This window comes from Kitasatospora sp. NPDC090308, assembly GCF_044769485.1.
GTDB classification, from domain to species: Bacteria; Actinomycetota; Actinomycetes; order Streptomycetales; family Streptomycetaceae; genus Kitasatospora; species Kitasatospora fiedleri.
Genome location: NZ_JBIVXY010000003.1, coordinates 399,402 through 412,034, shown reverse-complemented (window position 1 = coordinate 412,034; position 12,633 = coordinate 399,402). Strand labels below are relative to the sequence as shown.

General features: G+C 74.5%; 10 protein-coding genes. 4 read left to right on the top strand and 6 right to left on the bottom strand.

Features of this window, described 5'->3' with window-relative positions:
• Positions 1-165: 165 nt before the first annotated feature.
• The gene (locus ACIQVD_RS09365) at positions 166-837 is read left to right on the top strand and encodes a lysophospholipid acyltransferase family protein (protein ID WP_402287308.1); all 672 of its coding nucleotides are present in this window, start codon (positions 166-168) and stop codon (positions 835-837) included.
• Between the two features lie 65 nt (positions 838-902).
• Entirely contained in the window at positions 903-1,631 is a 729-nt protein-coding gene (locus ACIQVD_RS09360; RefSeq protein WP_402287306.1) for an NADPH-dependent F420 reductase, read from the top strand.
• Between the two features lie 107 nt (positions 1,632-1,738).
• Here the strand turns inward: ACIQVD_RS09360 and ACIQVD_RS09355 are convergent, their stop codons facing one another.
• On the bottom strand, positions 1,739-3,541 hold the full coding sequence (locus ACIQVD_RS09355) for an ABC transporter ATP-binding protein (protein WP_400678975.1): 1,803 nt from the start codon (positions 3,539-3,541) through the stop codon (positions 1,739-1,741).
• A 611-nt stretch (positions 3,542-4,152) separates the two neighbouring features.
• Between ACIQVD_RS09355 and ACIQVD_RS09350 the strand changes: the two genes are divergently transcribed.
• On the top strand, positions 4,153-4,722 hold the full coding sequence (locus ACIQVD_RS09350) for an NUDIX domain-containing protein (protein ID WP_402287304.1): 570 nt from the start codon (positions 4,153-4,155) through the stop codon (positions 4,720-4,722).
• Positions 4,723-5,089: 367 nt separating this feature from the next.
• On the opposite strand, the gene ACIQVD_RS09345 is transcribed toward ACIQVD_RS09350, so the two are convergent.
• Together ACIQVD_RS09345 and ACIQVD_RS09340 are read right to left on the bottom strand one after the other, a co-directional pair.
• Positions 5,090-5,866, bottom strand: coding sequence for an SDR family oxidoreductase (locus ACIQVD_RS09345; protein ID WP_111556056.1), 777 nt, complete (start codon positions 5,864-5,866; stop codon positions 5,090-5,092).
• Positions 5,867-6,263: 397 nt separating this feature from the next.
• Positions 6,264-6,707 carry a hypothetical protein gene (locus ACIQVD_RS09340; protein ID WP_402287302.1) on the bottom strand — a complete coding sequence of 148 codons (444 nt, stop codon included), beginning with the start codon at positions 6,705-6,707 and terminating at the stop codon, positions 6,264-6,266.
• A gap of 259 nt (positions 6,708-6,966) precedes the next feature.
• Here ACIQVD_RS09340 and ACIQVD_RS09335 point away from each other — a divergent pair, with 259 nt between their 5' ends.
• Positions 6,967-9,033, top strand: coding sequence for a discoidin domain-containing protein (locus ACIQVD_RS09335; protein ID WP_402287300.1), 2,067 nt, complete (start codon positions 6,967-6,969; stop codon positions 9,031-9,033).
• Between the two features lie 118 nt (positions 9,034-9,151).
• Here ACIQVD_RS09335 and ACIQVD_RS09330 read toward each other — a convergent pair whose 3' ends face one another.
• From ACIQVD_RS09330 to ACIQVD_RS09320, 3 genes are read right to left on the bottom strand one after another with little or no spacing between them, the layout of a single operon-like run.
• The gene (locus ACIQVD_RS09330) at positions 9,152-10,051 is read right to left on the bottom strand and encodes an SDR family oxidoreductase (RefSeq protein WP_402287298.1); all 900 of its coding nucleotides are present in this window, start codon (positions 10,049-10,051) and stop codon (positions 9,152-9,154) included.
• Entirely contained in the window at positions 10,048-11,022 is a 975-nt protein-coding gene (locus tag ACIQVD_RS09325) for an alpha/beta fold hydrolase (protein WP_400678970.1), read from the bottom strand. The genes ACIQVD_RS09330 and ACIQVD_RS09325 overlap by 4 nt, the downstream gene beginning before the upstream one ends.
• Positions 11,019-12,581: a flavin-containing monooxygenase gene (locus ACIQVD_RS09320; protein WP_400678969.1), complete on the bottom strand. Its 1,563-nt coding sequence runs from the start codon at positions 12,579-12,581 to the stop codon at positions 11,019-11,021. The genes ACIQVD_RS09325 and ACIQVD_RS09320 overlap by 4 nt, the downstream gene beginning before the upstream one ends.
• Positions 12,582-12,633: the final 52 nt, after the last annotated feature.

Sequence of the window (12,633 nt, the reverse complement as noted above, 5' to 3'; positions counted from 1 at the left end):
TGGACGGACCTCGGGGTGCATGTCGTAGTCTGCGGTCCGTTACCCAGTGGTTCGGTACCCGCGCGGTTCGGCCCTGCTCCGAGCCGCGCGCCTCGCCCCGCGGCGAGACCCCGGCCGGGGACGTCCCCCGGCCGTACCGTTTGTCCGGCCAGGGAGGGCCACACCGTGATCGACCTCGTCACCAAGCTCGTGCTCAAGCCGCTCGCCAAGGCCCTCTACCGGCCGACGATCGAGGGCCTGGAGAACGTGCCGCGCAAGGGCGGGGTGATCCTGGCGAGCAACCACCTGTCGTTCGTGGACAGCGTGGTGATCCCGCTGGCCGCGCCGCGCCAGGTGTTCTTCCTGGCCAAGGCCGAGTACTTCACCGGCAAGGGCGTCAAGGGCGCGGTCTCCCGGTTCTTCTTCACCCACGTGATCAACGCCGTCCCGGTGGAGCGCGGCAGCGTCCGGGCCGCCACCGCCTCGCTGGACGAGGGCCTGGAGATCCTGAACTCCGGCCGGGCCTTCGGCATCTACCCGGAGGGCACCCGCTCGCTGGACGGCCGCCTGTACCGCGGCAAGACCGGCGTGGCCTGGCTGGCGCTGACCGCCGGCGTCCCGGTGGTGCCGGTGGCCCTGGAGGGCCCGCAGCACATCCTGCCGGTCGGCAAGCGGATCCCCCGGCTGCGGAAGATCCGCGTCACGTTCGGCGAGCCGCTGCACTTCGACGAGCTGCACGGCCAGGCCCGCTCGGCCAAGGCCCGCCGCCAGGTCACCGACGAGGTGATGGCCGCCATCCAGGCGCTCTCCGGGCAGGAGCCGGCCGCGCAGTACAACGAGTCGCCGAAGGCCGCCTGACCCTCCGTCAGTACGACTTCTCCGGGCCGGGAACATCCGGCCGGGTCCGCCGGTTCGGCATCCACGTGGGCGCGCCCAGCCGTCCACGAACCGAACCGCGGCACTGGCCCGAGAAGCACGGAGCACACCCCATGAAGATCGGCATCATCGGAGCGGGCAACATCGGCGGCAACCTGACCCGCCGCCTCACCGCCCTCGGCCACCAGGTGACGGTGGCCAACTCGCGCGGCCCCGAGACCCTGGCGGACCTGGCGGCCGAGACCGGCGCGACGCCCGTCCCGGTCGGCGAGGCGGCGGCCGGGGCGGAGCTGGTCGTGGTCACCATCCCGCTGAAGAACGTCCCCGCCCTGCCGGACGACCTGCTGGCCGGCGCGGCCGACGGCTTCGTCCTGCTCGACACCAACAACTACTACCCGCGCGAGCGGGACGGCCGGATCGCCGCCATCGAGGACGAGGGGCTGACGGAGAGCCGCTGGGTGGAGCGGCAGCTCGGCCACCCCGTGGTCAAGGCGTTCAACGGCACCTACGCCCAGGACATCCTGGACGCGCCCCGCCCGGCCGGCGACCCCGAGCGGATCGCCCTCCCGGTGGCCGGCGACGACCCGGCCGCCAAGCAGGTGGTGCGCGAGCTGATCGACGCCCTCGGCTTCGACACGGTCGACGCCGGCGGCATCGACGACTCCTGGCGCCAGCAGCCCGAGACGCCGGTCTACGGCCTGCGCGCGGGCGTCGAGGGCGTCACCGAGGCCCTGGCCGCCGCCTCCCCGGAGCGCCCGGCCAACTTCCGCGGCTGACCGACCGGCCACGACCGGCCACCGACCGGCCCGGGGTGCGTGCGCGCCCCGGGCCGGTGCGCGTCGGGCGGCCGGCGGTCCTGGCCGCGGGCGGCGGCCCGGCGGCGTCAGGCGGCCGGTACCGGCAGCGCCTCCCGGTTGAGCAGGGCGGCGTAGCGGCCGTCGCGGGCCAGCAGTTCGTCGTGGGTGCCGAGTTCGGCGATCTCGCCGTGGTCGAGGACGGCGATCTGCCCGGCGTCGCGGACGGTGGAGAGCCGGTGCGCGATGGTGATGGTGGTGCGGCCGGCGGCGAGCGCGTCCAGGGCCTGCTGGACGGCGTGCTCGGTCTGGTTGTCGAGGGCGCTGGTGGCCTCGTCCAGGATCAGGATCGGCGGGTTGCGCAGCACGGTGCGGGCGATCGCCAGGCGCTGCTTCTCACCGCCGGAGAAGCGGTAGCCGCGTTCGCCGACCATGGTGTCGTAGCCGTCGGGGAGGGCGGCGATCATGTCGTGGATCTGGGCGGCCCGGGCGGCCCGGACCAGTTCGGCGTCGGTGGCGTCCGGTTTGGCGAAGCGCAGGTTGTCGGCGACCGAGGCGTGGAACAGGTAGGTCTCCTGGGAGACCACGCCGACCGCCCGGGCGAGCGTCTCGAAGGACAGCTCGCGCACGTCCACCCCGTCGATCAGGACCCGGCCGCCGGTGGCGTCGTACAGCCGCGGCACCAGGTAGGAGAGGGTGGACTTGCCGGAGCCGGTCTCGCCGACCACGGCGAGCGAGCCGCCGGCCGGGACGGTCAGGTCGATGCCGGTCAGGGTGGGGCGGTCCTGGTCGGGGCGGTAGTGGAACTCGACGTCCTCGAAGCGGACGTCGCCGCGGACGCGCTCCAGGCGGACGGGGTGCTCCGGTTCCTCGATGTCCACCGGCAGGTCGAGGTACTCGAAGATCCGCTGGAACAGGGCGAGCGAGGTCTGCACGTCCACGCCGGTGGAGAGCAGGCCGATGGTCGGCCGGAACAGGCCCTGCTGGAGCGAGACGAAGGCGACCAGGGTGCCCAGCGAGACGATCGGCGCCCCGGCGGCGGAGGCCAGGCCGGCCGCCCAGTAGATCAGCGCGGGCATCGCGGCCATCACGATCCCGATGGTGGACATCCGCCACCGCCCGGCCATGCTGGAGCGCACCTCCAGCTCGGCGAGCTCGTCCGAGCGCTCGGCGAACTCGCGGGTCAGCGAGCCGGAGCGGCCCATCGTGCGGCCGAGCAGGATGCCGCTGACCGACAGCGACTCCTGCACGGCGGAGGACAGTTCGGCGAGCTGGCGCTGCCGCTCGCCGGTGATCTTCTTGCGCTCCCGGCCGACCCGGCGGCTGATCCAGACGAACACCGGGAGCAGTAGCAGCGAGACGATCGTCAGCCGCCAGTCGAGCGCGACCATCGCGACCACGCTGGCGACCACCGCGGTCAGGTTCGACACCAGGGAGGTGGCGGTGCCGGTGACGGTGGCCTGCATGCCGCCGATGTCGTTGGCGATCCGGGACTGCACCTCGCCGGTGCGGGTGCGGGTGAAGAACGCCAGCGACATCCGCTGGAGGTGCCGGTAGACGGAGGTGCGCAGGTCGTGCATGACGCGCTGGCCGACGGTGGTGGAGATCAGCGTCTGGAGCACGTTCAGCACGCTGGTGACCACCGAGGCGGCGATCATCCCGAGCGCGAGCAGACTGAGCAGACCGGTCCGCCCCTGCGGTATCGCGGTGTCCAGCACCGCCCGCAACAGGAACGGCGTCACCACCGACACCACGGCGGAGGCCGCCACCAGCAGCCCCACCACCCCCAGCCGCCCGGCGTAGGGCCGGAACAGCCGCAGGATGCGCCGCACCTCGGCGGGCTGCTTCGACTGCCCTTCGGGCGGTGTCCAGTCGATCCGGTTCGGTCGCACGGGGCCTCCTGGGGGTCGGCGGGCGGGACGGGACGAGTTTAACGAGCCTTGCTCATCATTAGCAAACCTAAACTTCTCGGCATTCCCGGCAACGGCGCCGGGGGCGGCCGGCGGGGGCGGCGGAGCGGGGCGACGAGCCAGGGGGCAGCCGGTACGGGGACGGCGGAGCCAGGGACCGTCGGCGCGGGGACGGCGGACGCGGGGGACGGTGAGAGGGCGGCGGAGCCAGGGGACGACGGGCCCTGGAACGGTGGAGCCGGGGCGACGAGCCCGAGGGCACAGCCAGTACGGGGACGGCGGAGCCGGGGAGGCGGGCTCAGGGACGGCCAACACAGAGACGACCCGCGCGGGGTGGTGGACGCGGCGGACGCAAGGGTGGCGGACGCGGGGACGGCGGAGCCGGGGGCAGCCGGTACGAGGAGAGCCGACGTGAGGACAGCAGATTCGGGAGGCGGCGGACGCGAGGGCAGCCGACCCGAGGATTGCGGACGCGGAAGGCGACGCCCTCTGGCGTCCGGCCGGTCGGTGTGGACAATCCTCTCCGAGAGGCGTCCGTGCCCGCCGCGCGGGCGGTCCGGCCGCCACCGGCACGTACCGAGGGGGCGACGCGCATGACGCAGCAGGGGTTTCCGGAGGTCCCGGAGGACCGGCACCCGCGACGTCGGGCGGGCTGCCTGGGCCTGGTCCGGGACGGGCACGGGCGGGTGCTGTTCGTCCGGACCGGGTACGGCAAGGGCCTGATCCTGCCGGGCGGGGCGGCTCACCCGGGCGAGTGGTTCGACGCGGCGGCCCGCCGGGAGTGGTGGGAGGAGACCGGCCTGCACCTGGAGCCGGGGGTCCTGCTGGCCGTCGACCAGGTGCCCGCGGACCCCGCCTCCGGCGCCGCGGAGGGCGTCAACTTCGTCTTCGACGCGGGCGTCCTCACCCCTGAGCGAGCGGCGGCGCTCCGGGTGCCCACGGCCGCGGCGGACGAGGTCGCCGGGTACGAGTGGGTCCACCCCGACGACTTCGACACCCACCCCGGCCTCGCCCCGTACACCGCCCGCCGGGTCCGCCAGGCACTCGCCGCCCGGCACGCGGGACGGGGACTGCCGCTCCTGCACCACGGCGAACCCGTCACGGACGGCGGAGCCGGAACCGGGCCCGCAGGGAACGGCGGCAGCGGCTACGCCTCGCCGTAGTCACACCTCGCGGCACCGGAGAACGCACCGCAGCCGCCTGTCCCTGTCCCTGTCCCCCGCCGCCCGGCCAGGGCCTCCCCCGCCGTCGGAGAACGCACCCCAGCCGCCCGACGGCAGCCCCCCGTCAGGGCGTGCCCCGTCCCCCGGCACCCTGCCAGGGCCTTCTTGCCGCAGCCACGGCAACGACCCTCCCCCGCCCTCGTCAGGGCTTCTTGCCGTAGTCAGGCCCCGCAGTATGGAAAATCTCGCCGAGGCCGCCGGACGGCAGCCCCTCCCCCGTCCCCCGCCGCCCGGCCAGGGTTTCCTGCCGCAGCCACGCCCCGCCGTGCCGGAGAACGCACCCCAGCCGCCCGATGGCAGCCTCCCGTCAGGGCTTCTTGCCGTAGTCGCGTCCCGCTGTGTTGGAGATCTTGCCGAGGCCGCCGGGCGGCAGGAGTCGGGCGGCGGTGACGGCGGCCTTGTAGCGCTTGCTGGGGACGCAGAGCGGGCGGTTGCGGGCGAGGTCGCGCAGGGAGGCGTCGACGACGCGGTCGGCGGTGAGCCAGCCCCAGGCGGGGATGGAGGAGGTGCCCATGCCGGCGCGTTGGTGGAATTCGGTGCGGGTGAAGCCGGGGCAGAGGGCCTGCAGGCGGACGCCGCTGCCGGCCAGGTCGCGGGCGATGCCGAGGGTGAAGTTGACGACCCAGGCCTTGGTCGCGCCGTAGGTGCCGCGGGGCAGGAACGCGGCCACCGAGGCGACGTTGACGACCGCGCCGAAGCCGCGCTCGCGCATGCCGGGGACGGCGGCCGTGGTGAGCCGCAGCACCGCCTCGATGTGGACCTTCAGCATGTCGAGCTCGTCCTGCACGGGGACGTCCAGGTAGGTGCCGCGGTGGCCGAAGCCCGCGTTGTTGACCAGCAGGTCGACGGGGCGGGAGGCGTCGCGCAGCCGGTCCTCGACGGCTTCGATGCCGGCCTCGGTGGCGAGGTCGGCGGAGAGCGTCTCGACCTGGACGCCGTGGCGGGCGGTGAGTTCGGCGGCGGTGGCGGCGAGGCGGTCGCCGTCGCGGGCGACCAGCACCAGGTCGCGGCCGTCGCGGGCCAGGCGGTTGGCGTAGGCGGCGCCGATGCCGGCGGTGGCGCCGGTGATGAGAGCGGTGGTCATGACCCGACCGTACCGGGCGGTAGCCGGTGGCCGCATCGACCGACCGGGCCACCGGTCTCTCGGCCCTTCGGGCGACCCGCGGGACGTCGGCGGCGCGCCCCGCACCGGCGTTCGTCCGATCACCCTACGGTTTCGGGCAGCGCCGCAGTCCCACGCGGCGCCCTTCCCTCCCAGGAGAACTGATGTCCGTTCGGCTCCTTGCCCGCTCCATAGAAGTCGTACCGCCGGCCCGCCCCCGCCGCCCCGCGCGGCACTGACGGACCGGCACCGCCTTCGCACCTCCGGGCCCGCCCCTCCCCACGGGGCCGGGCCCGACGCGCGTCCGGTGCCGGTCGGTGGGCGCCGCTGCCGCACGACGGTGGCCGCGGCTCGCCTCGCGGCGCGGGCGGGCTCCGGCTCAGTTCCGCCTGCGGCCGGCGATCTCGTCGGAGAGCCGCTGCACGTGGGCGGGGTCCGCGTCCCGGGCGAGGGCGACGTAGTGGTCCATGACGGCCGGCCGGTAGCGCACGGGCAGCGTCTGTCCCGGGGCGAGTCGGGTGAGCTCGGTGATCGTGAGGTCCTCGTCGGCGATACCGCGGAACGAGGTGCCCTCGGCGGTGTCCACGTCGAGCATCAGGACCACGCGCGGGCTGCCGTCGCTGCTGACCTCCCGCCAGTCGACGAGAACGCCGAGCGCGAGCACCCCCGTCCGCAGTTCCGCGGTGCGCTTCCGTGCGTCCCGGCTCAGGAGCGGGTTCGGGGCGATGCCCGGGAAGTCGGGCCCGACGCCGAGCGACTCCCGGCTCAGGTCGGGTCTGAGCTGCGCCACCAGATCGTTGAGCTTCTTACTCGAACCGAACATCCCGACCCCTCCCTCGCGCCGGTGCCGGAACCCCGGCCCGGCGCTTCGCCTTCCGCACGATTGTAGGGCGCGGCCGTTCCCGGCCTCCGTCCATCGGCGGCATCAGGTGCCTGCGCAAGCTCCGCACCCCGTCCCGAGGCGATCGGTGAATCCGGTCGGACGGCTTGACGGCCCGTCAGGCGCTCGGGATTCTCGGGAGACCGCACCCGGGTGGGGGCCCACTCCCCCGCCGCCGCCTCCCCCGAGCCGAGAGGTGTCCATGACCGGGAACCGGAACCACCGCGCCAGGAACGTCCTCGCCCGACTGCTGCCGCCGCTGCTGCTCGCCGCCGCCCTCGTCACCGGCGCCGCGCCCGGCCCCGCCGCCGGAGCCGCCGGCGGGTGGTGGGACCCCACCGCCAGACCCGTCCCGGACTCGCGGATCGACGTGACCGGCGAACCGTTCCGCGGCACCGGCCCCGACGGCGCCGTCCGCGGGTTCGTCGACGCGCACAACCACCTGATGTCCGCCGAGGGCTTCGGCGGCCGGGTGATCTGCGGCTCCGCGTTCTCCGAGCAGGGCGCCGCGGACGCGTTGAAGGACTGCCCCGAGCACTACCCGGACGGTTCGCTCGCCCTGTTCGAGAACGTCACCGGCGGCGCGGACGGCCACCACGACCCGGTGGGCTGGCCGACCTTCGCCGACTGGCCCGCCCACGACTCGCTCAGCCACCAGCAGGACTACTACGCCTGGGTGGAGCGGGCCTGGCGCGGCGGCGAGCGCGTGCTGGTCGACGACCTGGTGACCAACGGGCTGCTCTGCTCGATCTACCCGTACAAGGACCGCCCCTGCGACGAGATGGCGGCCATCCGCACCGAGGCGCAGAAGTCGTACCGGCTCCAGGACTACGTCGACCGGATGTACGGCGGCCCCGGCAAGGGCTGGTTCCGCATCGTCACCGACTCCGAGCAGGCCCGCCAGGTCGTCGCGCAGGGCAAGCTGGCCGTGGTGCTCGGGGTGGAGACCTCGGAGCCGTTCGGCTGCAAGCAGGTCCTGGACGTGCCGCAGTGCGACCGGGCGGCGATCGACCGCGGCCTGGACGAGTTGTACGCGCTGGGCGTGCGCAGCATGTTCCTGTGCCACAAGTTCGACAACGCGCTGTGCGGGGTGCGCTTCGACGAGGGCACCACCGGGGTGGCCGTCAACGCCGGGCAGTTCCTGTCCACCGGCACCTTCTGGGCGACCGAGCAGTGCACCGGCCCGCAGCGCGACAACCCGATCGGCCTGCCCACCGCGCAGGCGGACGCGCTGCTGCCGGCCGGGGTGAGCGTGCCCGCCTACGCGGCCGCCGCGCAGTGCAACACCCGCGGCCTGACCGAGCTGGGCGCGTACGCGATCGACGGCATGGTGAAGCGCCACATGATGCTGGAGGTCGACCACATGAGCGTCAAGGCGGCCCGCAGCGCCTTCGAGCTCCTGGAGTCCAGGGGCTACCCGGGGGTGCTCTCCAGCCACAGCTGGATGGACCTCGACTGGACCGAACGCCTGTACCGGCTGGGCGGGTTCGCCGCCCAGTACCCGCACGACGCGACCGCCTTCGTCGCCGAGGCGAACCGGACGAAGGCGCTGCGCGAGCGGTACGGGGTCGGCTACGGCTACGGCAGCGACCTGAACGGCGTCGGCGGCTGGCCCGGCCCGGTCGGCCCGGACGCGCCCGATGCCGTGGTGTACCCGTTCCGTTCGGCCGACGGCGGCTCGCTGCTGGACCGCCAGGTGACCGGCGAGCGGACCTGGGACGTCAACACGGACGGCCTGGCGCACGCCGGGCTGCTGCCGGACTGGATCGAGCAGATCCGGCTCTCCGGCGGGCAGGGCGTGGTGGACGACCTGATGAAGGGCGCCGAGTCCTACCTGGACACCTGGCGGGCCACCGAACGGCACACCGCCGGAAGGGAGTTGGCCACCGGCGCGGCGGCCTCGGCCAGCTCCGCGGAGTGGAGCCCGTTCACCTCGTACCAGCCCGGCCGCGCCGTGGACGGCGACCGCGCCACCCGCTGGGCCAGTGACTGGAGCGACGACCAGTGGCTGCGCCTCGACCTGGGCGCCGTCCGCACCGTCGACCGGGTCACCCTGGACTGGGAGCGGGCGTACGCGCGGTCCTACCGGATCGAGCTCTCCACCGACGGCACCACCTGGCACACCGCCTGGTCGACCGCGGCGGGCGACGGCGGTCTGGACACCGCGGCCTTCGCCCCGACGTCCGCCCGCTACGTCCGCTTCCACGGGACGGCCCGGGCGACCCAGTGGGGATACTCGGTCAACGAGGTCTCGGTGCACGGCACCTGACGGCACATCAGCACGCGGAAACGGGCGGACGGTCGGCTCCCCTCCGGGCCGACCGTCCGCCCGTCCTCGTCCCCGGTTCTCATCCCCCGGTTCTCATCCCCCGGTTCTCACCAGCCGGTCACTCCGCCCCGGCCGCCCGGCTCGCCCGGGCCTCCTGGTCGGCCTGTCCGCCCGCCCCGACGGGGGCCAGCCGGGTGGCGGCGGTGGCCTTCAGCTCGGGGGCGAGGCGGGCGACGTCGCGGGAGCCGACGGCGGCGATCAGGCCGGGCAGGAAGCCGCGGATCGGCTGCATGCCGCGCAGCCACGCCTGGGCGTAGACGTGGGCGGAGCGGCGGGCCAGGCCGGCCACCAGGCGGTCGACGGCGGGGCCGATCGGGTAGGTCTTGTTGGCGGGCCAGGGCAGCTTGGCCCGCATCTGGCGCAGCACGGCGTCCTGGTCGGCGCCGCGCACCATGTCGGTGTCGGTCCAGCTCAGGTAGCCGACGCCGACCTTGACGCCCTGGTGGGCGACCTCGGCGCGCAGCGCGTGGGCGAAGGACTCGACGCCCGACTTGGAGGCGCAGTACGCGGACATCAGCGGGGCGGGGGTGAGCGCGGCGAGCGAGGCGATCTGCAGCAGGTAGCCGCGGCTCTCGGCGAGCGCGGGCAGGAAGGCCCGGGCGGTGGCGACGGAGCCGAACAGGTTGACCTCGACCACCCGGGTCCAGGCCCGGTGGTCGCTGTCCTGCATCGGCCCGCCGAGCGCGATGCCGGCGTTGGCGACCACGGCGTCGATCCGCCCGTAGCGGTCCTTGATCCGGTTCGCGGTGTCGGTGAGGGCGTCCAGGTCGGTGACGTCGGCCTCCCAGGCGGAGGCGTGCGGGCCGCACTGGGCGGCGACCGCCTTGAGTTCGGCGGGCTCCAGGCCGACCAGCGCGACCTTGGCACCGCGTTCGGACAGCTTGCGGGCCATCAGCGCGCCGAGGCCGCGGGCGGCTCCGGTGATGACGACGACCTGCGAGGACAGCGGCGGGGTCATGCGGTCTCCTCCAGCGGTTCTGCGGTCAGCGGTGCTGCGGTCGGTGCTTCCGCGGTCGGCGGTTCCGCGGTGGCCAGGGCGGCGACGCGGCGGATCTCGGCGGCGACCTCGGCGGGCCGCTCCAGCGGGCTCATGTGCCCGGTGCCGGGCAGTTCGAGCAGGCCGCGCGGGTCGGCGAGGGCGGCGGCGATCCGGCGGGCGTGGACCGGCGGGGTGAGCCGGTCGTGGCTGCCGGCGATGACGGCGGTGGGGGCGGTGAGCTTCGCCAGCCCGTCCTGCACGTCGAGGGTGTCGAGCACGGTCGCCCAGTGGAAGCGGACCCTGGCCGGGCAGGCGTGCACCACCTGCGCGCAGGCCTCGACCCGGTCGGCGGGGGTGGCGGGGCCCATGGTGGCGTACTTGAGCGCGGCCCGGGTGAGGCCGGTGACGGGGCCGAGCGGGAGCCGGGAGCGCAGGATCTGCCGGTGCAGGAAGCGGCGCAGCGCCTTGGCCCGGACGGCGGGCGGCAGCACGGTCAGTTCGGCGATCAGCGCGCCCGGGCCGGTGTTGACCAGCACGTTGGCGGCGGTGCGGGCGGCGACGGCGGGGCGGTCGCCGGCGGCCATGATGGTCATGCCGCCCATGCTGTGCCCGACGACCACGGCGCGCCGCCCGTCGGGGACGGTGGCGGTGAGCACCGCTTCGAGGTCCTCGGCGAGCTTGGCGGTGGCGTACCCGGCGGGGCCGGCCGGGGCGGGGCTGCGGCCGTGTCCGCGCTGGTCGTAGGCGACCACCCGGAAGTCGGCGGCGAGCCGGTTGACGACCGGCGCCCAGAACGCGGTGGAGCAGGTCCAGCCGTGGGCGAGCACGACCAGCGGCGCGCCGGCGGGCCCGTACTCCTCGACGTTGAGCTCGGCGCCGTCGGCGGAGCGGACGGTGCGCACGGCCGCCGGGTCGGGCAGCACGCAGTCGGCGGGGATGCGGCGGCTCACGCGGACACCGCCTCGGCCTCGGGCGCGGCCTGCGGGGCGGTGCGCTTGACGAGTTCGTACTCGGCGAGGTCGACGTGCCGGGTGGCGCGGCGGAAGGCGCTGGTGGAGGCGGGCCAGAGCACGGTGTTCTTGCCGCCCTCGTCGAGGTACCAGCTGCGGCAGCCGCCGGTGGTCCACACGGTGCGGCCCATCTTGTGCTGGAGTTCCAGGTTCCACCGGCGCTGGGCGCGCTCGGTGGGCTGCATGGCGGTGGCGCCGACCGAGTCGAGGGTGGTGAGGGCGTCGATCAGGTAGTTCAGCTGGGACTCGATCATCAGGATCATCGAGTTGTTGCCGAGTCCGGTGTTCGGGCCGATCAGGAAGAACAGGTTGGGGAAGCCGCGCACGGTGGAGCCGCGCAGCGCCTCCATGCCGTCCTTCCAGGCTTCGGCGAGGGCGGTGCCGCCGGTGCCGAAGACCCGTTCGGCGATCGGCAGGTCGGTGACGTGGAAGCCGGTGCCGAACACGATCGCGTCGACCTCGTGCTCGCTGCCGTCCGCGCCGACCAGGGTGGAGCCGCGCAGTTCGCGCAGGCCGCCGCGGACCACCTCGGTGTTGGGGGCGGCGAGCGCCGGGTAGTAGGTGTTGCTGAGCAGGATGCGCTTGCAGCCGATCCGGTAGTCGGGGGTGAGGGTGGCGCGCAGGGCCGGGTCGGCGACGGCCTTGCGCAGGTGCCGCAGGGCGACCTGCTGGACGAGCTTGAGCAGCTGCGGGCGGCGGACGAACGCGTCGACCTGGAGCTCGCGCATCGCGAACAGCCCGGCGCGGCGCAGCAGTCCGGTCGGCGGGAGCTTGGCGTGCAGCCACTTCTCCAGGCCGCTGACCTCGCGGTCGGCGCGCGGCAGGACCCAGGCGGGGGTGCGCTGGAAGACCGTCAGGCGGCCGACGGCGGGCTGGATGGCGGGGATGATCTGGGCGGCGGAGGCGCCGGTGCCGACCACGGCGACCCGCTTGCCGGCGAGGTCGTAGTCGTGGTCCCAGCGGGAGGAGTGGAAGACCTTGCCGGGGAAGGCGTCCAGGCCGGGCAGGTCGGGGATCTGCGGGTCGGCGAGCGGTCCGGCGGCGGAGACCACGGCGTCGGCGGTCCAGTTGCCGACCGCGGTGGTGACCTGCCAGCGGGTGTGCTCCTCGTCCCAGCGCAGTTCGGTGACCTCGGCGCCGAAGCGCAGGTGCGGGCGGAGTCCGAAGGTGTCGGCGACCCGCTCCAGGTAGGCGCGGATGTCGGGCTGGCCGGAGAAGACCCGGGGCCACTCGGGGTTGGGCGCGAACGAGAACGAGTACAGGTGCGAGGGGACGTCGCAGGCGCAGCCCGGGTAGGAGTTGTCGCGCCAGGTGCCGCCGACGGAGTCCGCGCGCTCCAGGATGACGAAGTCGGTGATGCCGGCCCGGCGCAGCCGGACGCCGGCGCCGAGGCCGCCGAAGCCGGAGCCGATGACGGCGACCCGGACGTGCGGCGCGGGCCCGGTGCCGTCCGGGCGGTCGGGCGCGGGTGCGGTGGGCTTCTTGCTGCGGGGTGCCATGGGCGGGCCTCCTGGCGAGGGTGGGGGGTGCGGGTGGCCGGCGGTGCTGCGG